Origin of the sequence: Hydrogenovibrio crunogenus, from assembly GCF_004786015.1 — a bacterium.
GTDB classification, from domain to species: domain Bacteria; phylum Pseudomonadota; class Gammaproteobacteria; order Thiomicrospirales; family Thiomicrospiraceae; genus Hydrogenovibrio; species Hydrogenovibrio crunogenus.
In genome coordinates this window covers 2,257,303-2,276,676 of record NZ_CP032096.1, presented here as the reverse complement: position 1 = coordinate 2,276,676, position 19,374 = coordinate 2,257,303, and the positions used below count along the sequence as shown (strand labels likewise).

17 protein-coding genes are annotated in these 19,374 nt (G+C 45.6%); 14 read left to right on the top strand and 3 right to left on the bottom strand.

Features of this window, described 5'->3' with window-relative positions; genetic code table 11:
* The first annotated feature begins 77 nt into the window (after positions 1–77).
* The 14 genes from GHNINEIG_RS10785 to GHNINEIG_RS10720 all read left to right on the top strand — a co-directional run bounded on the left by GHNINEIG_RS10785 (position 78) and on the right by GHNINEIG_RS10720 (position 14,528).
* Entirely contained in the window at positions 78–1,379 is a 1,302-nt protein-coding gene (locus GHNINEIG_RS10785; protein ID WP_135796657.1) for a TlpA disulfide reductase family protein, read from the top strand.
* 17 nt (positions 1,380–1,396) lie between these two features.
* Complete coding sequence (locus tag GHNINEIG_RS10780) at positions 1,397–1,894, top strand: thioredoxin fold domain-containing protein (protein ID WP_135796656.1); 498 nt, start codon at positions 1,397–1,399, stop codon at positions 1,892–1,894.
* Positions 1,895–1,946: 52 nt separating this feature from the next.
* Positions 1,947–2,573 (top strand): hypothetical protein, encoded by a 627-nt coding sequence (locus GHNINEIG_RS10775; RefSeq protein ID WP_223260885.1) that lies wholly within the window; start codon positions 1,947–1,949, stop codon positions 2,571–2,573.
* 27 nt (positions 2,574–2,600) lie between these two features.
* The gene (gene hypB / locus GHNINEIG_RS10770; protein ID WP_135796654.1) at positions 2,601–3,359 is read left to right on the top strand and encodes a hydrogenase nickel incorporation protein HypB; all 759 of its coding nucleotides are present in this window, start codon (positions 2,601–2,603) and stop codon (positions 3,357–3,359) included.
* A gap of 21 nt (positions 3,360–3,380) precedes the next feature.
* Positions 3,381–3,620: a HypC/HybG/HupF family hydrogenase formation chaperone gene (locus GHNINEIG_RS10765; protein ID WP_135796653.1), complete on the top strand. Its 240-nt coding sequence runs from the start codon at positions 3,381–3,383 to the stop codon at positions 3,618–3,620.
* Complete coding sequence (gene hypD, locus GHNINEIG_RS10760) at positions 3,617–4,786, top strand: hydrogenase formation protein HypD (protein ID WP_135796652.1); 1,170 nt, start codon at positions 3,617–3,619, stop codon at positions 4,784–4,786. The genes GHNINEIG_RS10765 and hypD overlap by 4 nt, the downstream gene beginning before the upstream one ends.
* On the top strand, positions 4,783–5,790 hold the full coding sequence (gene hypE / locus GHNINEIG_RS10755; RefSeq protein WP_135796651.1) for a hydrogenase expression/formation protein HypE: 1,008 nt from the start codon (positions 4,783–4,785) through the stop codon (positions 5,788–5,790). The genes hypD and hypE overlap by 4 nt, the downstream gene beginning before the upstream one ends.
* Positions 5,791–5,805: 15 nt before the next feature.
* The gene (gene hypA, locus GHNINEIG_RS10750; RefSeq protein WP_135796650.1) at positions 5,806–6,150 is read left to right on the top strand and encodes a hydrogenase maturation nickel metallochaperone HypA; all 345 of its coding nucleotides are present in this window, start codon (positions 5,806–5,808) and stop codon (positions 6,148–6,150) included.
* Between the two features lie 57 nt (positions 6,151–6,207).
* Positions 6,208–8,649, top strand: a complete 2,442-nt coding sequence (locus GHNINEIG_RS10745) for a hydrogenase small subunit (protein WP_135796649.1) — start codon at positions 6,208–6,210, stop codon at positions 8,647–8,649.
* A complete protein-coding gene (locus GHNINEIG_RS10740; RefSeq protein WP_135796648.1) occupies positions 8,646–10,352 on the top strand; it encodes a nickel-dependent hydrogenase large subunit in 1,707 nt (568 codons plus the stop codon). The genes GHNINEIG_RS10745 and GHNINEIG_RS10740 overlap by 4 nt, the downstream gene beginning before the upstream one ends.
* 7 nt (positions 10,353–10,359) lie before the next feature.
* On the top strand, positions 10,360–10,932 hold the full coding sequence (locus tag GHNINEIG_RS10735) for a HyaD/HybD family hydrogenase maturation endopeptidase (RefSeq protein ID WP_135796647.1): 573 nt from the start codon (positions 10,360–10,362) through the stop codon (positions 10,930–10,932).
* Positions 10,889–13,270, top strand: a complete 2,382-nt coding sequence (gene hypF / locus GHNINEIG_RS10730) for a carbamoyltransferase HypF (protein WP_135796646.1) — start codon at positions 10,889–10,891, stop codon at positions 13,268–13,270. The genes GHNINEIG_RS10735 and hypF overlap by 44 nt, the downstream gene beginning before the upstream one ends.
* A gap of 97 nt (positions 13,271–13,367) precedes the next feature.
* The gene (locus GHNINEIG_RS10725) at positions 13,368–13,709 is read left to right on the top strand and encodes a DUF4389 domain-containing protein (protein WP_135796645.1); all 342 of its coding nucleotides are present in this window, start codon (positions 13,368–13,370) and stop codon (positions 13,707–13,709) included.
* Positions 13,710–13,739: 30 nt separating this feature from the next.
* Entirely contained in the window at positions 13,740–14,528 is a 789-nt protein-coding gene (locus GHNINEIG_RS10720; RefSeq protein WP_135796644.1) for a M90 family metallopeptidase, read from the top strand.
* On the opposite strand, the gene GHNINEIG_RS10715 is transcribed toward GHNINEIG_RS10720, so the two are convergent.
* From GHNINEIG_RS10715 to GHNINEIG_RS10705, 3 genes are all read right to left on the bottom strand, one after another.
* Positions 14,517–16,187, bottom strand: a complete 1,671-nt coding sequence (locus GHNINEIG_RS10715) for an acetolactate synthase large subunit (RefSeq protein ID WP_135796643.1) — start codon at positions 16,185–16,187, stop codon at positions 14,517–14,519. The two genes, GHNINEIG_RS10720 and GHNINEIG_RS10715, sit on opposite strands and share 12 nt — an antisense overlap.
* Before the next feature lie 93 nt (positions 16,188–16,280).
* On the bottom strand, positions 16,281–18,017 hold the full coding sequence (locus GHNINEIG_RS10710; protein ID WP_135796642.1) for a bifunctional protein-serine/threonine kinase/phosphatase: 1,737 nt from the start codon (positions 18,015–18,017) through the stop codon (positions 16,281–16,283).
* Positions 18,018–18,082: 65 nt separating this feature from the next.
* On the bottom strand, positions 18,083–18,895 hold the full coding sequence (locus tag GHNINEIG_RS10705) for a formate/nitrite transporter family protein (protein WP_135796641.1): 813 nt from the start codon (positions 18,893–18,895) through the stop codon (positions 18,083–18,085).
* Positions 18,896–19,374: the final 479 nt, after the last annotated feature.

Sequence of the window (19,374 nt, the reverse complement as noted above, 5' to 3'; positions counted from 1 at the left end):
GCTCCGTATATTTACCCAGCAATAATTTGCGTATAATGTTGTTAAGTTAAAAGGTTGCCGACAAAAAGGACAGGATCATGTTGAATCATAAAATGCATATTGGGTTCCTGCTCGGATGGTTTTGCATCAATGCATTTCATGTTGCTGTTGCAGAAGTTCAGCATGAACATACATTAGAGGGAACGTTGGAATCAGAGGTGTATCCTGCCACTAAGCCGATTGCAAACGTGCTGTGGGTGCCTTCCGAGCATGGGGTGCTTAAGGAAGAGCAGAAGGTAGCCGAACAGTTAGCCGATGCAGGGTTCACTGTGACCATGCCAAATCTATTTGAAAGTTATTTCCTGCCGGTGGCTTCTAGCAGTCTGAGAAAAATTCCGTCCAATATTATTGAACGGGAAATCGCCCGACTACATGCCAATGAGATACCTTTGTTTGTGATCAGTTCGAATGAAGGTGCATCATTGGTGATTAAAGCGCTCGCATCTTTCCAGCAAACGTCAACCTCGATGGTTGGCGTGGTCCTGCTGAACCCTAATCTCTATATTGAAACGCCTCAAGCAGGCCAACAAGCGAAATATTGGCCGACGGTGTCACAGGTTAATGCCCCAGTTTACGTTATTCAGTCTGAACTGTCTCCTTGGCGTTGGCATTTACCCCAGTTACAACAGGAATTGAGCTTGTCAGGATCAGATGTCTTTATTCGCTTGTTGCCCAAGGTTCGGGATCGTTATTATTTTCGTCCTGACGCGCTTCCTGTCGAGCAGAAACAAGCACAGACGTTGGCATCGGATCTGATGCAAGCGATGAAAACATTGTCTCCTTACTTACCGGTCTTTCGCGAGTCTGCTCTGGCGCAAAATGTGCAATCCGGGGAAGGGAAGGGCGTGGTCAGGACGAAATCTTCTCCTCAACCAACTGACAAAACCGGTTTGCAGCCTTACTCTGGGTCTCAGCAACGCTATCTAAAGCTCAATGATATGAACGCTCAAACGCATGCGTTGGAAGCTTATCGTGGGAAAGTCGTTTTACTGAATTTCTGGGCGAGTTGGTGTCCCCCTTGTGTGCATGAAATCCCCTCAATGACACGATTGAAGACGATGTTGAAAGGTCAACCGTTTGAAATTCTAGCTGCGAATTTGGCAGAGAATAAACCTGCCATTCAGGCGTTTCTGAAACAACATCCGGTGAACTTTCCAATCTTACTCGACCCGAAAGGATCGGCCGTGCAGGCCTGGCAAGTTTTTGCTTATCCGAGCTCTTACTTGATCGATGGCAACGGCAAAATTCGTTATGCTTTATTTGGTGGGCATGAATGGGATGATCCGTTAACGGTACAGAAAATTCAGTCCCTTATCGAGCAAACCACGGCTTCAAATTAGGAAACGCGAGACAGCTTATGAAATTGATTCAGCTTTTCTATTTAATTCTTTTATTGACGTTAGGCTTTTCCACCACTGTGAAGGCAGATGAGTGGCGTCTGAATACGATTGAAGATTTTTCCAAACTCGGTCAAAAAGCAAAACAGGACAAGTTGCCCATCGCTATTTATTTTAATCGCGTGCGGTGCGGTGCTTGTGAAAAGCTGAAGGATGCGGCGATTTTACCGATGATTGAAAATGGGTTGCTTGATGGTTATGTGCATATGGTTGAAATTCGTACCGATGCGAAGAACACCCAAACACGAGATTTTTACGGTGAGCAGGTAAAAAACAGTTTTTTTGCCGAATTGTATAACGTGACGACTTTTCCCAGTATTGTGTTTGTGAATGGCGATGGGGATGAAATCGGGAAACGTATGGTCAATTCCGGGGCGTATGATTATGTGCCCTATCGGTTAAAAAAATTGATTAACCGTGCTTTAGTTGACATGGATAATGACAAAAGAATGCAATGAGTTGATGACATGAATACGAAATAAGATTAGGTAACTTAATATGGAGTTGAGCTTGTTGATTATTTTTTGGTATGGTGTACTGCATGCAATGGGACCGGATCATTTAACGGCGATTGCCGATTTTTCAATTGGTAAAAACATCAAAAAAACCATGACCGTCACGTTGTTGTTTGCTGTCGGACATGGGGTGACCTTATTTTTGTTTGCCAAATTATTGCAAAATGTGCCAGGTCTTCAGGCGTACACTGACTATGGAGATATTATTTCTGCCAGTGTGATTGTAATGATGGGTGTCTATCTACTGTATATGGCTTTGAGCAATCGAATTTTATTGAATAAACACACCCATGACGGCAAAGAGCATATTCACATCACTTTTTCACGAAGTCACCAACATCGTTGGTCCGAGATGATGCCGGCACTCAGTTTAGGGGTATTGATGGGGATCGGTGGTGTTAGAGGCATGCTGATTACACTTGGATTGGTCAGCCATCAGGAAGTTACTTTGAGCATGGTTGCTTTGTTTGCCTTGGGCGTCATGTTGGTGTTTATCAGTTTCGGGGGCGTTATTTTGCTGCTGAACCGTTATTGGCTAAATTCACTAACGAATGTACGACGTGTGTTCGGAGGGTTAGGTGTTGGCTCCATCATGGTTGGCACGCAGATGTTATGGTTTTAATTCTCAAAGAAGTTAAAGGAAAAGATTATGTGTGAAGATTGCGGTTGTTCCATTACCGATGTTGCTGAAGAGCCACATACTCATTCTCACGACCATGCTCATGTGCATGATAACCCACAGTTAAATGAGCCAAAAACGGTGGATGTGATTAAAAATATTCTGCATAAGAATAATCATGAGGCCATGCATAATCGCGCGCATTTTGAGAAAGCAGGGGTTTTAGCAATTAATTTGATGAGCAGCCCCGGCAGTGGTAAAACCAGCTTACTGGAGGGGTTGGCCGAGTTTGACAAGCGCCCGTTTGAATTCGGCGTGATTGAAGGTGATTTGCAAACCTCCCGAGATGCAGAGCGCATTGAAGCCAAAGGGATTCCAGCCTATCAGATTCAAACCGGTTCGGCCTGTCATTTGGATGCTTTTATGGTGCACAAAGGGTTGCATGCGATGCCGATGAACAGCCTGGACGTATGTTTCATTGAAAACGTTGGTAACTTGGTGTGCCCGGCCAGTTACGATGTTGGAAGTCATTTGAATGTGGTGTTGGTGTCGGTGCCGGAAGGCGATGACAAGATTGAAAAATACCCTGTCATGTTTCATCAAGCGGACTTGGTCATCATCAGTAAAGTGGATTTGCTACCGCATTTTGAGTTTGATATCGAAGCGGCAAAAGCGATGGCCAGAAAACTCAAGCCCAATGTGGATATTTTAGAACTGTCGACCAAAGATCCGGCTTCCGTTCAGCGGTTGGTTGATTGGATTGAGTTCAAACGCAAAATGCGCGGATAAGGAAAACTGGCAGAGCTGATTATGTGTTTATCGATTCCTTCAAAAGTGATTCAGATTGATGCCACTAATATCGCGACAGTCGATACGATGGGGGTGCAGCGTCAAGTGAGCTTAGACTTGATGCCGGAACCCGTTGAAATCGGAGAGTATGTCTTGATTCATGTCGGGTTTGCTATGAATAAGATTGATCAAGAAGATGCCTTGGAAAGTTTGAAGCTGTATCAGCAGATTCATGAATCTCTCGAGGTCGAAGCCTTATGACGACGGCACTTCAATTACAAGATTTGTATCAAGGGTTCCGGCAGCCTCAAACCATTCAGGCGTTGGCGCAGAAAATTCAACAAGCGGCGCATTCTTTAAGTTCTCCCCTTCGTATTATGGAAGTCTGTGGTGGCCATACCCACACTATTATGAAGTATGGTCTGAATCAACTATTGCCTGACAATATCGAATTCATTCATGGCCCTGGATGTCCTGTTTGCATCATGCCGAAAGAACGGATTGATCACGCCATTGCCTTAGCGAAAATGCCAAATACCATCTTGCTGACCTTGGGCGATATGATTCGCGTCCCCGGTTCCAAAACCAGTTTGGCAAAGCAGCGCGCTTTAGGTAGCGACATTCGAGCTTTGTATTCGCCATTGGATGCCTTAAAAATTGCCCAGGAAAACCCGGATAAACAGGTGGTGTTTTTTGCCATAGGGTTTGAAACCACCACGCCGATGACGGCAGCAGTCATTCAGCAAGCGCTGACCCTGAAACTCCCCAATCTTTTTTTTCATATCAATCATGTCTTGGTACCCCCGGCTGTAGCAGCCATTTTGTCGGATAAAGACTGTCAGATCAATGCGTTGATCGGTCCTTCGCATGTCAGCGTCATCAGCGGCGCGCAAATTTATCAGCCGTTAGCGGCTCAATATCAAATGCCGATTGTTGTCAGTGGGTTTGAACCGGTGGATGTGATGCAAAGTATTCTGATGATTGTCGAGCAAGCCCTTCAAGAAAGACATGAGGTTGAGATTCAGTATTCACGGGCGGTGACAGAACAGGGTAATCAAAAAGCGCAGCAGGTGATGGAAACCTATCTAGAACCTCGCGCTCATTTCCGGTGGCGTGGATTAGGGGATATTCCGCTCAGTGCACTGCAACTAAAAGAGCCCTATCGTTTTTTGGATGCCGAAACGGTTTTTAAAGCGGAATTGTCTGATAAACCGATTGACGATCATAAACTCTGTATTTGCGGGGATATTCTTAAAGGTGTCGCCAAACCACAAGATTGCAAGGTATTTGGTCGAGGCTGCGATCCGTCACGGCCCTTAGGCAGTTGCATGGTGTCCAGTGAAGGCGCCTGTAATGCGTATTATCGTTATGCTGAGGTGAGCTTGCCTAAAGGAAAAACGCTTGAAAAAAAACGAGCCATAGCATGAAAGTGATTGAACTTAGCCAGGGCGGCGGTGGAGTCGAAAGTCAGCAGCTCGTCCAACAATTGTTTTATCGTCATTTCGGCAATGAGATTTTATTAAAATCGGAAGACGCCGCCGTACTTTCCCTGCAAGGCAACACCGCGTTTACCACCGACAGCTTTACCGTCAGTCCGTTGTTTTTCCAAGGGGGAAATATCGGTAATCTAGCCGTGGCCGGCACCTTAAATGATTTGGCGATGATGGGCGCAACGCCGTTATATTTAAGCTGTGCATTTATGATTGAAGAAGGGTTGCCTTTTAGCACCTTGGAAAAGGTGGTCAAAAGCATGGCCGAAGAGCTTAAAAAAACCAATGCGAAAATTGTGTGTGGTGATACCAAAGTCGTTCCACAAGGGGCTGTGGATAAGTTGTTTATAAATACGTCAGGTATCGGGCAGGTACCAACCAACCCTCAAGCGGTTCCTTCGGCGCATCGACTGCAAAAAGGGGATGCCATTTTAATCTCGGGAGACATTGGACGACATGGTGCGGTGGTGATGTCGGCACGTGACAATATGAATCTGCAGAGCGACTTGAAAAGTGACTGTGAGGTGTTATGGCCAGTGGTTGAATCCCTTATAAATAAAGGGCTGTCGGTGCATGCGCTGCGAGATGCGACCCGCGGTGGTTTGGCCGCTGTATTGAATGAATGGGCACAAACCTCACAGGTCTGTATCGAAGTGGAGGAAGATAAAATTCCAATTTCGGATGCCGTGCAAGGGTTGTGCGAACTGTTGGGTTTTGAGGCGTATGACTTTGCAAATGAAGGCACTTTTGTGATGAGTCTGCCCTGTTCACAAGTTGAAGACGCGTTAGCAGTTTTTCAACAATTTGAATTTACTCAGCAGGCAGCGATGATTGGAAAAGTGACCGAATTTCAGCCAGGCCTGGTCATTTTGCAAACCCCTTGGGGGAGCCAGCGGGTTTTAGAATTACCTAAGGGCGAATTATTGCCCAGAATTTGTTAAGCGAGTGCAAAGGCGATGCATGAATATTCTATTGTTCAGGCGCTGATTGAGCAGTGTGAAAGCCTGGCTCAGGAACACCGAGCATGCCAAGTTTCTAAAGTTTCGGTCAAGGTCGGACAGTTAAGTGGTGTAGAGCCGTATCTGCTACAAACCGCATTTGAAGCCTTTAAAAAAACCAGTGAGGTTTGTCGGCGAGCGGAACTGGATATGCAAATTCAAGCGGTAGAGGTCTTTTGTTTAGGCTGTGGAGAAACCAACCGATTGTCAGAACATCATTATGTCTGCCCAGCTTGCCAGAGTGATCGAGTAACGATAACGGATGGCAAAGAGATGTTTTTAATGCAGTTGGAAATGGCGTAGTATTTATTTCAGGTGAGCTGAACTTTAAAAAAGCGTCATCATTATGAGGGGGGAATCATGCGAATTGTCATCATTGGCGGCGGAATCGCAGCGGATTATTTAGCCAACCAGATTTTGGAAAAAGATCCAGCCACGGAAGTGCTGATCTTGTCCAAAGAGTCGTATGCGCCTTATGATCGTATTCATTTATGCGATTTGGTTTCGGGAACCTCCTGTATTCAAGATATTACGCTGGAACTGAACCCTAACGTCAAAGTGATGCTGAACCAAGAAGTGACGGCCATTGACCGACAGACCAAACACGTCATTACCGAACAAAGCCAATTCGAATACGACTATCTCATCATTGCCTCGGGTTCTCAGCCCAAAACCTTGTTTGATATTGAACATATTGATAATGCCGTTACCTTCCGCAGCGCGGATGACAGCTTTAAAATTGCTGAAAATTTGCAGGACCGCAACGTGGTGATTATCGGTGCCGGTCCAATTGGGCTGGAACTCTTGGATACGTTGATGGATATGCCCGCACCGAAGCGTATTTACCTGATTGTACGGGATGAATCTCTCTATTCCGGCGATTTAGACCCTTCCAGCGTTGCATTGATGCAAAAAACTTTTGAAGAAGATCCTCGAATTGTTTTGTCGTTCAATGATGAGATTGTCGATAAAACGGTTGAAAAAGGTCATATGACGGTGTTGCAAACCAAGCAACACCAAATTGATGATCCGTTGCTGATCTTCGGGATTGGGATTCGCCCCAACATCGACTTTGCACGGTCGTCTTTGGAATGTGATCGAGGGGTGCTGGTGGATCGTACCATGCGCACCTCAGACTTGTTTATTTACGCTGTCGGTGAAGCCGCGCAAATTGATGAAAGCGGCTTTAGTGCCGGTCACGCTAAAGAATGTCGCTTAGAAGCGGATGTGGCCGTCAGTAATATCTTCAAAACCGAGCCTGCGGAATTCCATCGTGAAGTGGCGATAGACGGTTTGAAAGTCGGTGCGTTTGAATTTATTGACGTGGTATCTCCTCGTTACAATATGCACGATGAAGACAATGAAGTGGTGTTGTTGCGCTCTAAAAAAGAAGGTCGTATCGACCAATACATTCTCAATAATGAGAAGCTGATGCGCTTTATTGGCGTCAATTCCAATGTGGACGCGTTGTATCTCAAGCAGCTGATCATTGAAAATGAAAACGTTGATGCTTCTTATTTGTACAACAATCGTCATGAGAATGAACGTGGACGGCTGGTCTGCAGTTGCACCGGCAGTTATCAGAAAGATTTGGTTGACCTCATCGAGGCAGAAGCGGTGACCAGTTTTGCGGAACTGAAGCCTTATTCCGAAGCTGGACGCGTGTGCGGACGTTGTAAAAAAGATGTCGCCAACCTGATCGCGCATGCCCATGTCGATAAAGCTGAAGTCGAACGTAAGAAGGCAGAACGTGAAGCAGCGGCAAAAGCCGCGCAAATCAAAAAAGTGGAAAAGCGACTGGAAAAGTTCAACCGTTTACATCCATCCAATCAAATTGATATGGCCGATTTTGAAGCGGCCTTGCAATCCTTTGATAAAGCGCAGGACTTTAATGGTTGGGTGTCGATGATGACGTTGAACTTACAACTGCCGCCAGAGTATGACAATCTGGTGTATCGAAGTATCCAGCATTTAAATAAAGTCCCCGTCATTTGGCTTGAATTGGCGGATTGTACAGGTAATTCCGAGGCCTTTATCAAAACGGTCAACCCGACGATTGACGAACTGATTTTGAAATTCATCTCACTCGATTATCATGAATTATTAATGGCTGCTTCCGGCCCCCACTCTGAAAATCGATTGGATCAATTGATTGAAGAAGACCAGGGCGACTATATTTTGATTGTGGAAGGTGCGGTACCGTTAGGCATGGGCGGCAACTTTCTGCGAATCGGCCCCCAAGGCGAAACGGGGGAAGCATTGTTAAAACGTGTGGCGCAACATGCTTCCGCGGTCATGGCGGTTGGTTCTTGCGCCTTTGATGGCGGGGTGGTCGCGGCCGCTCCGAACCCGACCGGTGCGGTTGGCGTGTCCGAAGCTTTAGGCCGTGATGACATTATCAATTTACCGGGGTGTCCGGTCAATCCGATTAACGTGGTCGGCACTTTGTTGCATTACATTATGTTTGCAGAAATGCCCGAACTGGGTGAAAACAACAAACCGGTTTGGGCCTATGCGCCTCGCGTGCATGACAACTGCGAACGTCGTGGACACTATGATGCCGGTGAGTTTGTCAAAGAATGGGGTGACGAAGGCGCCAAAAAAGGTTGGTGCCTGTTTGAAATGGGGTGTAAAGGACCTTACGCCGATATGAATTGCGCGCAAATGAAATTCAATGAAGGAACGTCCTGGCCGGTGCAAGTTGGTCATGGCTGTATCGCCTGCGGCAAAGGTAAAGTCGCCTTCGATGAATTTGCCAATAATCGTAAAGTAATCAATGTGCCAAAAGAGTTGACGTCATGACAGAAGCCACTAAAAAACAGAAAATTGTAATTGATCCGGTCACCCGAATTGAAGGGCATTTAAGGGTTGAAATTGAAGTCGATGAGCACAATACCGTCACCGAAGCTTGGGCATCCGGTCAATTGTTTCGCGGGATTGAAACCATTTTGAAAGGTCGGGATCCTCGGGATACCGGTTTGATTGCGCAGCGTATTTGCGGTGTCTGTACCAACTCACATTATCGTGCGTCAATCAGTGCGGTGGAAAATGCTTATGACATCGTGCCGCCGCGCAATGCTGAAATCGTTCGCAATCTGATTTCCCTAGCGTTGTTTGTGCAAGATCATCTCGTACATTATTACCACTTACACTCTTTGGATTATGTGGATGTTACCAGCGCATTGGAAGCCGATTGTCACAAAGCCAGTGAAATAGCCCATCAATGGCATAAACACCCGTATAACTGTTCGCAAGGGGATTTGGCAGCCGTGCAGGAAAAGCTGGCGAATTTTGTTAACGCCGGTCGTTTAGGGCTTTTCGCCAATGGCTATTGGGGGCATGCCCAATACAAGTTATCGCCGGAAGAAAATTTGATTCATATGAACCATTATCTGGAAGCACTGCGGATTCAAAGGGAAGTCAGTAAAGCCATCGCCATTTTCGGGGGCAAAACCCCACATCCGCAAAATCTGGTGGTCGGCGGGGTGACCAGCGTGATGGACATGCTGAATCCGCAGCGTTTGAACGACTATCTTTTCATTATCAAAGACATGCAGGAATTTCTAAAACGGGCGTATCTGCCGGATATGAAAATGGTGGTGGCCGCTTATGGCGACAATATCAAAGCCGGAGAAGGTCGCGGCCACGGCAATTTTATGTGTTCGGGAGGCTATCAATTGTCGGATGATGAACCGTTGTTTGCCAGTGGCATTATCTGGGGACATGATTTCTCGAAAACAGAACCGTTTGACGACACTCAAATTACCGAAGAAGCCTCTCGTTCCTGGTATGCCGATGAGGCTCCGACCAGCCCCTATGATGAAACCACGGAGCCGGATTACACCGATATGAATGCGGATGGAACCTTGAAGACCGAAGGGAAATACAGCTGGATTAAAGCCCCGCGTTATCAAGGGCAACCAATGGAAGTCGGGCCGGCTGCTAGAATGATCATTGGGTATGTGAAAAATGCTAAGGCGGTACGCCCTTATATGCAGCATTTTATGGATGAAACCGGTTTGGAGCTGATGGATTTCTCTTCCGCCATTGGCCGAAATGCCGCACGTGCCGTTGAGGCCGAAGTGGTGTGTGATCTGATTTTTGCATTTGTCAGTGAGCTGATTGAAAACATTAAATATTACGATGAAACCACATGGACGAAGTACGATTTTGAAGCCTTACCGCTTGAAACCAAAGGGCGAGCGGTTTTGGAAGTGCCGCGAGGTATGTTGAGTCATTTTATCCGCATTCAGGAGGCTAAGGTTAAGAATTACCAGGCGGTGGTCCCCACGACTTGGAATGCCTCGCCCAAAGATGGTCAGGGCGTTCGTGGGCCTTATGAAGAAGCCATTGTCGGCTTGAAACTGGCCGACCCGCAGCAACCTTTGGAAGTGCTTCGGGCGGTGCATTCTTTTGATCCGTGTCTGGCCTGTGCCGTGCATGTAATTGATGCGCAAGGTCACACCTTATCGGAGCACCGTGTAAATCCAATCGCAACTTGTTAAGGTTTTTATGACGTTTCCCGAGCTTTCTTCCAATCCTCCTTGCATTGCAATCATGGGGGTGGGTAATATTTTGTTCACCGATGAAGGAATCGGTATCTATGCCACGGAGTTTTTAAAGCAGAACTATCAGTTTTCTCCCACCATCGATTTGATTGATGGTGGCACGATCGGGATGGATTTGATTCATTATTATCAGAGTTACGATCACTTATTGTTATTGGATACCATCAGTGTCGGAGAGGCTAAAACGCCCGGAGAAGTCTATTCCTTAAGCTCGGAAGTCTTGCAAGGCATGGGACAATATCGACAGACCGCGCATGAAGTCGAAGTCTTGCAAACCTTGGAGTTAGGCGCTTTGGCAGGTGAGATTGCCCAGGTACAAATTATCGCGATGGTACCGCAAGACATCGAAACGGTTGCGTTTGAATTGACCCGACCCGTTCGGCAAAATATTGGATTGTTGATTAATAGTGTGATTCAGCACCTCAAAACTCTAGGTGTGACGGTCACGCCGGGTGCCTCACCAGCAACGTTGGATGCGATTATCGAACAGTTTAGCCAAGTCTCAGCCAGTGCCTAAGGGGAATGGTTTGACATTCGAAGAGACTATTCAACTCAGATTACACCTTTTTGGCCGTGTCCAGGGTGTGGGATTTCGTCCGTTTATTTTTCAGCTGGCGCAGTTGCTGGGACTGCGAGGATCGGTCGCTAATGATACGCAAGGCGTTGAGGTGTGGTTACAGGGGACGCCACAAGCCATTCAACAGTTTCAGCAATGTCTAACCAGCCAGAAACCTGATTTTTTTCCCAAGCAAGCGGTGATTGATGGAATTGAAAGCCATTCTGTGCCACTGGCAGAACAGAAGCGCTTTGAGAATTTCTCCATTATTGCCAGTTCGTCCGAGAATCAAGAATCGCAAGCCATTCAAATTTCACCAGACCTGGCGGTGTGTGACCATTGTTTGCAGGAGTTTCATGATCCGACGAACCGGCGTTATCATGACCCTTTTATCAATTGTTCAGATTGTGGGCCTCGCTATTCCATTTTATCTCATTCACCTTATGATCGACCGCATTCCAGTATGCAGGCTTATACGATGTGTGCAGCCTGCGCAGCAGAATATCAAAACCCAAATAGCCGTCGTTTTCATACTCAAGGTATTTGCTGCCCAGATTGCGGTCCGAGAATAACGCTGTTTGATGCTTTGCGACATCCTCTTGCCGAAGGAGCTACTGCGATTCAACAGGCTGCACAATGTTTGAAAACAGCAGGCCTGGTCGCTTTTAAAGGGGTGGGCGGGTTTCATTTGTTATGCAATGCGACCGATTCCAATGCGGTGGCAACCCTTCGGCAGAGAAAGCGTCGAGCGACCAAACCGTTTGCAGTGTTATGCTCCAACTTGGAGATGGCACAACAAATCGCTCACCTAAGTTCGCATGAAATCGAATTGCTGACCTCTGAAGTAAAGCCGATTGTGTTGGTTGAAAAAAGAACGGATTCTGACCTGTGTGAGGAGGTCGCCTCCAACATTCATCGTCTTGGTGTGTTTTTAGCGTATACGCCCTTGCATCACTTATTGTTTCAGTTAATCGATTTCCCCTTGGTGGCGACCAGTGCCAATCTCAGTGGCGAACCCATTTTGTATGAAGCGTCCGATGTTTTTGAGAAGCTTTGCCAACCTAATCATTCGTTAGTGGAGGCGGTGCTCGATTTTGATCGAGAAATTGTCAATCCTTGTGATGACAGCATTGTGCAAAGTATCAATGGCAAATCCATGGTGTTACGCTTGGGAAGAGGGTTAGCGCCTTATTATCAACCCTTGTCGCATCAGGCGGAATCCCCTAAAAAAACCGCCTTAGCGGTGGGGGCACAACAAAAAAGTGCCGTAGCCTGCGACGATGGCAAACGGGTTATGTTGTCGCCTTACCTGGGAGAGTTAGGGTCTTTAGCCGCTTTCCAACGCTTTCAATATACTCTGCAAAGCTTTCTTACTTTGCATCATCTCACGCCAAATCAAGTAATGAGCGATATTCATCCAGACTATGCGAGCAGTCAATGGGCGGCGGAGTATGCCCAACAGAATGCACTGCCTTATGTGACGGTGCAACATCATTACGCCCATGCGTTGGCCTGTATGGTGGAACATCAGTTGGAATCTCCCGTGCTGGCCTTTTGTTGGGATGGTACGGGACTGGGAGACGACCTCTCTAGTTGGGGCGGCGAAGTGTTGCTGGCTGACAAAACAGGATATGAACGTGTTTTGCATGTGAAACCATTTAAATTGCTGGGGGGCGATCAAGCCAGTCGCCAGCCTCGTCGAGTGGCGTTAGGTCTGTTGTTCGACTTTTATTCTTTAGAAACCGTTTTAACGTTGGATGTTCCGACGATTGACGCGTTTAGCCAAACAGAAATAGAACAACTGTATTCTCTGTATCAGCGAAACTTAAACAGCCCTTTTTCCAGTTCCATGGGGCGGGTGTTTGATGCCATTGCCAGTCTGTGCGGCATTGTGCAAACGCTGGATTATGAAGGGCAAAGCGGCCTTTGGATGGAACCCTTCTATGATAATTCGATCACGGAGGCGTATGATTGTCGAATCAAACAGAATCAGATTGATTTTGAACCGATGATTCAACAGCTCATTATGGATCACCAACAAGGCGTCGCTATATCTACCCGGGTCAGTCGCTTTTTGAATGCGTTGGTGAATGTCATCGACGACGTTGCCCACCAATTCAAGGAGCTTCCCGTCATTGTCACGGGAGGGGTGTTTCAGAATAAAACATTGATGGCCTTGCTTGAGCGACGCTTTGTCGATAAAGCCCGCCCATTCTATTTTCAACAACACACCCCATTGAATGATGGATCGATTGCGTTAGGACAATTGTTGGCAAAAAGAAAAGCGTCAAATTTATAGCCAGGCCTGGCTATTTTTGATGCATTTTTCTATGCTTTTGCGTATTTATCTGTAAAATCGAAAGGGAACGTTGGATTATCCATAAGAGGAAAAAATCATGTCAGAAGAAGAAACAGTTAAGTCCTATAAAGATCGTAATGTTTGGATGCGCGGTTTATATATGGTGATTTTTATGGTCTTTTGGGGTGTGGCGGAATTCGTCGCTTTTTTTGTGGTGCTGGTGCAGTTTCTGACGGTACTGTTTACCGCTAAAACGAATGACAAGCTGGTACGGTTTGGGAAGAGTTTGTGTCTGTATCAATATGAAATTCTGTTATTCCTGACTTACAACAGTGAAGAACATCCTTATCCAATGGGTGATTGGCCGGAAGTGCCTGAAAACATCGAGAAAGATGAACATGAAGTGCCCGAATATAAATCGGATATTTCTGAAAAGTAATGCACATTCATCATTTTTCAGCTGATTAAGATGGCGTTTAAATGGCTGAGCCACCTGCACACACGTTACATTCTGCATCGGCACCCGATTCCGCATGAGCTCTGGCATCGTTTGATGCGAGACAATGCTTTATTTCATGGTCTGACCTCGGTGGAAAAGGCGCATCTGCGAGAACTGACAACCTTATTTCTGCACCAAAAAAACTTTAAAGGCACGCAAGGGTTTGAAATAACGCTGAATATTGGGGTGGCAATTTCTGCTCAAGCTTGTTTATTAATCTTACATTTGGGGCTGGAATATTATGATGAATGCGACGATATTATTATTTATCCTGGTGCATTTAAAGTCGCAAGGCAGACACCGGATGAAATGGGCTTAGTCTCACATGAAGCGAAAGTGCTGGCGGGTGAATCTTGGTTGCAAGGACCGGTCATTGTCTCTTGGGATGCTTCTTTCGCAGAAATGGAAAAGACAATGCCAGGGCATAATGTGGTGTTGCATGAGTTTGCACATAAGCTGGATATGTTGAATGGCCGTGCCAATGGTATGCCGCCTTTGCACCGTAATATGGTGCGAGAAGTTTGGACAAAGGTGTTCACTGAAGCGTTTGAGCATCTTCAAACTCGGTTAGAGCATCATCAACATCCCGAAATTAATGAGTATGCTGCCACCTCACCGGCCGAATTTTTTGCCGTGACCACGGAATACTTTTTCACCGCACCGACAAAGCTGCGCCGTCATTTTCCAAAAGTCTTTACTCAGTTGTGTTTGTTTTATCGACAAAACCCAATCAAATGGCAATCAGGTTCATTCTCCTAGGGTTTCAGCCATTTTGTCGTAGACGATTTGGCTGCGTTCTTTGATTTCATGATTAAGAATACGATCATTTTCGCTGTAATCCATCGGCACTTCCACTAAATGCACACCGCCGGCTTCAAAGCAGGCTTCCATTGTGGGCATTAAATCGTCGGCTTTTGTAATACGGTGACCGTGCGCGCCATAGCTTTGCGCATACATGACAAAATCCGCATTGCCCACATCCAGTCCGAAATCGTCAAAGCCCATATTCGCTTGTTTCCATTTAATCATGCCAAATGCATTATCATTGAGTAATAGAATCACTAAATCCAATTTGAGACGGACAGCGGTTTCCATTTCCTGTGAGTTCATCATAAATCCGCCATCGCCACAGATGGCAATGACCCGTCTTTCCGGGTGAACCAGTTTGGCTGCAATGGCAGAAGGCAAACCCGCGCCCATGGTGGCGAGGGCATTATCGAGTAGAATGGTATTGTGATGATAGGCTAGGTAATTGCGAGCGAACCAGATTTTGTATATACCATTATCCAGAGCAATCATTCCGGTATCTGGCATAATTTTTCGAATGTCAGCGACGACGCGTTGAGGATACATTGGAAAGCGTCCGTCGTTAGCGCCTTCCATAATCTGTTTATCGATCAAGCGTTTGGCCTGTATAAAACAGTCGAAGTCCCAGGTTTCCTGTCGCTCGATTCGTTCTTTGATTTGATAAATACCGTTTCCAATGTCGCCGACTACCTCAGCTTGGGGAAAATACACCGGATCAACCACCGCATTGGTAAAGTTGATGTGAATGACTTTAAAGCCATCCGGCTGCATGAAAAAAGGCGGTTTTTCGACCACATCATGCCCGATATTGATAATCAGATCGGTATAACGAATGGCACAATGCACAAAGTCATGATCAGACAAAGCGGCACAGCCAAGATAAAGGTGGTGGCGCTCATCCACCACCCCTTTCCCCATTTGAGTGGTAAAAAAAGGAATACCGGTTTTATCGATAAATTGACGCAGCATTTTTCCAGCTGTTTTTCGGTTGGAGGCTGCGCCAACCAAGATTAAAGGGCGCTTGGCTTTTTCAATCATCTCCACCGCCGTTTTCACCGCTTTTTCTTCTGCCAAAGGGCGTCGATGCATGCCTTTTTGAATTACGACAGTATCGGTTTCTTCGGCTGCAATATCTTCAGGCAGTTCTAAATGACTGGTGCCAGGGCGTTCTGTATGAGCAGAACGGAAGGCTTCTCGAATGCGGGCGGGAATGTTTTGGCCGCTTTGAATTTGGCAACTGTATTTGGTGATGGGATGCATCATATCCACCACGTCGATAATCTGGAATTGCCCTTGTTTACTGGTTTTGATGGGTTTCTGTCCGGTAATCATCACCATCGGCATGGCGCCCAGTTGGGCATAAGCTGCAGCCGTGACTAAATTTGTCGCACCGGGCCCAAGAGTTGATAAACACACCCCTGCATTGCCGGTTAAGCGTCCATAAGTGGCAGCCATAAAACCGGCAGCTTGTTCATGGCGTGTGACGATAAGTTTTATTTTAGAATCTTTCAGGGAATTGATGAGGTCTAGATTTTCTTCCCCTGGGATGCCGAAAACGTATTCGACGCCTTCCGCTTCAAGTGCTTTTACAAATAAATCAGAAGCTTTCATAACCTTAACCTTACTCAGATTCGATTACCTAAAATCATAGCATGGTTTGAAAATAATTAAGTCATTTTACCCATTAAAAATGACGATAGGAGGTTAGAAAGTATTTGTGTTTTGGTAAATCAATAATCCGATCAGGGTTATAAAGAGTATGAAGCTGGTGGCTTTCCAAAATAAAACGGGATGTCTCTCCATCAAAGGTGGACGAGTTTTGTTAAGGAAAGTACGATTGGGATATCGTAAATCAAAAATGAATTCAGATAACTCATCGTAACGACGATTAGGATCCGGGTGAAGTGCTTTTTTTAATGCTTCGTCTATCCATGCCGGGATTGCGAGGTCATCATTCAGGACGCTTCGGTACATCAGATTACGTTGTGCGTTTTTGGTTCTGGCTTTGCTCACATTTGTGCCATAAGGCAGTTTGCCTGAAAGCATTTGGTAAGTTATGACGGCCAGAGAAAATAAGTCCGATTTTGTAGAACCGGCTTGACCTAAAAAATATTCCGGGGCGGTATAGGCGGCCGTTCCCAAAATTTCCGGTTGGGCGTTGTTGATTTCAGCAAGGCCTGCCACGTGAGTGGCGCCAAAATCTATGATCTTAACGGTGCCTTTTGAATCAATCATGATGTTATTGGGGCGAAGATCTTGATGAATCATTTCCTGATGGTGAAAAGCTCGGAGCCCTTTGGCAATCTGTTCAACAATGCTTCGCACGGTTTCAATATCCGGTTGAGGGTGATCTCGCATCCATTGATCCAATGATTTCCCTTTGATGTATTCAGTGGTTATGTAGAAATAATGGCGCTTTCGGGTTGGTGCATAAGCTTTTAACACATGCGGATCATTAAGACGTCGGGCGACCCATTCCTCCATTAAAAATCGCTCTAGATAGATAGGGTCATTCCGTTTTTCGATTGAAGGAAGTTTGAGGATGACGTGTTTTTGAGTGTCGAGGTCTTCAGCCAAATAGACATGGCTACGGCTACTGATATAGATCTCTCGCAGAATGCGATAACCGTCCAGTTCTGCGCGCGGTTCAATTTTCGGAGGAAAGGGTAAGTGGGTAATTTGTTGGTAAAGTTCACTTTTGCTGTGTGCAGGAAGATGATCAATTCGGACTATCTGAATGGTTAAATTATCATCGCTCCCTTGTTCATATGCCTTTTCTAAAATGGTTTGGGCTGCGAGGTTTAAATTATCAGAATGGCGGTCGATGATCTGGAGGATTTGCGAGGTTTCCACAAACTCATAAATACCGTCAGTAGCCAAAATGAATAGGTCATTTATTTCAACGGGAACGCTTTGATAATCAATATCACAATAATCGTCAACACCCAAGGCACGGCTTAAATAGCTTTTCTCTTCCGAGACGATCATGCGGTGGTCTTCAGTGAGTTGTTCCAGATTTTGCCCATTCAATCGATAAATACGGGTATCCCCCGCATGGAATAGATGAGCGGTATTCGATTTCAAAACCAGGGCACTGAAGGTGCAAACATACCCTTTGTTCTTATCAAATCGATAGTGGCTGCTACGTGTCTGAGCGTGTAACCAGGCATTAATGGCCAAAATAACTTTATAGGCCGACGTTTTGACTGACCAGGCATCGGATGTGCAATAGTAATCTGCTAAAAAACTGCTCACAGCGGATTCACTGGCTTCTTGGCTAACTTGGCTACTGCTGATCCCGTCTGCCAAAGCGATTGCGATGCCTTTTGTGCTAAGCAAAGGCTCTTTGGGCGTGTAAACACCAAAGAAGTCTTGGTTGATGGGTTTACGACCTTTGTCGCTGGACTGCCCTATGCTGATTTGGAGAGTGTTTTTTTCCATAGTCTTAAAATTAAAAAGCCCCTGTAGAGAACAGAGGCTTTTTTCCTTAATTATAAATTGACGGATTAACCGATTTTACGTTCTGGACTGGTTTTAACATGCGTGTAGTAAAGCGGAAGAGCGACAAATAAAATACCGCCTACCAAGTTTCCTAACGCCGTTGGAAGTTCATTCCAAAGTAGGTAATCCGTTACGGTGAATCCACCCCCCATAATCATTGAGAATGGGAATAGGAACATGTTTACAATTGAATGCTCAAATCCCATGAAAAAGAAGAGCATGACAGGCATCCACATTGACAAGATTTTACCGGTTGCTGATGTTGAGATCATCGCACCGACCACACCCATCGAAACCATCCAGTTACATAACATGCCACGCATAAAGATGGTTAGCCAACCTTCCAACCCGTGTTCTTTATAACCGAGCGTTCTGGCTTCACCAATATGTCCGACTTTTTCGGCAATGGCACCGCCATCAATACTGTACCCAAAGGTCAGAACAAAGGACATGATAAAGGCAACGGTCAAGGCCCCCATGAGGTTTCCTATGAATACCAAACTCCAATTCCGCAGCAGCTGATTCATGGTGGCGCCGGGTCTTTTATCTAAAATCGCCAATGGCACTAACATGAAAACACCGGTTAACAGGTCAAACTTCATTAGATACAGCATAATGAATCCAACCGGGAATAGAATAGCTCCTAATAATGGAGAGCCTGTTTTGGTTGCAACAGTGATCGCGAAAATGGCAGCAAGGCCTAGCACGGCACCAGCCATGAATGCTCGTATGACGGTATCTTTGGTCGACATATAGATTTTAGATTCACCGGAATCGACCATCTTGGTAACAAACTCATTCGGTTCTAAATAAGACATTTTGTTATTCCTTCAAATAAACGTATAACACTTTGGCAAGTTGATTAGGAAGCCGTTTTCCTACGTTTGCCAAACCGAAAATTCATTTAGAGTCTTCAGGGAGAAGGCAAAAAAAAAGCCCACAACAAACGGACTACTGAGGAATAGTCCGTTTGTTGTGAGCGTCATCACTCTTAAATCAATTTAAATACAATTAAGAAAGAAGTGTGCCAATGATTTTGAACCCTTTAAATAAAGGGGCTAAACATTTTTACTTATCAATAAAGGCAATTTTTTGCACCAATAATGATGTTGTTGCACCAAGCTTATGATGTTAAAAAGGACCAGGCCTGGCCATTTATAAGGTCAGTTGGACAGAAACAGAGGGTTAATTTTTATAATATGGCACTAGGTAAATTTTATTTGCCTGCCTAGTTGGAAAGAGTATACTCAGGCTTAGAAAAACGCCTGTTTTTCAGTTCAATAGAATGTCGAAACCA

Excerpts from the sequence above, each read along its gene's own strand:
- GHNINEIG_RS10785 (WP_135796657.1), top strand. The coding sequence starts at position 78 with ATGTTGAATCATAAAATGCATATTGGGTTCCTGCTCGGATGGTTTTGC.
- GHNINEIG_RS10780 (WP_135796656.1), top strand. The coding sequence starts at position 1,397 with ATGAAATTGATTCAGCTTTTCTATTTAATTCTTTTATTGACGTTAGGC.
- hypB (WP_135796654.1), top strand. The coding sequence starts at position 2,601 with ATGTGTGAAGATTGCGGTTGTTCCATTACCGATGTTGCTGAAGAGCCA.
- GHNINEIG_RS10765 (WP_135796653.1), top strand. The coding sequence starts at position 3,381 with ATGTGTTTATCGATTCCTTCAAAAGTGATTCAGATTGATGCCACTAAT.
- hypD (WP_135796652.1), top strand. The coding sequence starts at position 3,617 with ATGACGACGGCACTTCAATTACAAGATTTGTATCAAGGGTTCCGGCAG.
- hypE (WP_135796651.1), top strand. The coding sequence starts at position 4,783 with ATGAAAGTGATTGAACTTAGCCAGGGCGGCGGTGGAGTCGAAAGTCAG.
- hypA (WP_135796650.1), top strand. The coding sequence starts at position 5,806 with ATGCATGAATATTCTATTGTTCAGGCGCTGATTGAGCAGTGTGAAAGC.
- GHNINEIG_RS10745 (WP_135796649.1), top strand. The coding sequence starts at position 6,208 with ATGCGAATTGTCATCATTGGCGGCGGAATCGCAGCGGATTATTTAGCC.
- GHNINEIG_RS10740 (WP_135796648.1), top strand. The coding sequence starts at position 8,646 with ATGACAGAAGCCACTAAAAAACAGAAAATTGTAATTGATCCGGTCACC.
- GHNINEIG_RS10735 (WP_135796647.1), top strand. The coding sequence starts at position 10,360 with ATGACGTTTCCCGAGCTTTCTTCCAATCCTCCTTGCATTGCAATCATG.
- hypF (WP_135796646.1), top strand. The coding sequence starts at position 10,889 with ATGCGATTATCGAACAGTTTAGCCAAGTCTCAGCCAGTGCCTAAGGGG.
- GHNINEIG_RS10725 (WP_135796645.1), top strand. The coding sequence starts at position 13,368 with ATGTCAGAAGAAGAAACAGTTAAGTCCTATAAAGATCGTAATGTTTGG.
- GHNINEIG_RS10720 (WP_135796644.1), top strand. The coding sequence starts at position 13,740 with ATGGCGTTTAAATGGCTGAGCCACCTGCACACACGTTACATTCTGCAT.
- GHNINEIG_RS10715 (WP_135796643.1), bottom strand. The coding sequence starts at position 16,187 with ATGAAAGCTTCTGATTTATTTGTAAAAGCACTTGAAGCGGAAGGCGTC.
- GHNINEIG_RS10710 (WP_135796642.1), bottom strand. The coding sequence starts at position 18,017 with ATGGAAAAAAACACTCTCCAAATCAGCATAGGGCAGTCCAGCGACAAA.
- GHNINEIG_RS10705 (WP_135796641.1), bottom strand. The coding sequence starts at position 18,895 with ATGTCTTATTTAGAACCGAATGAGTTTGTTACCAAGATGGTCGATTCC.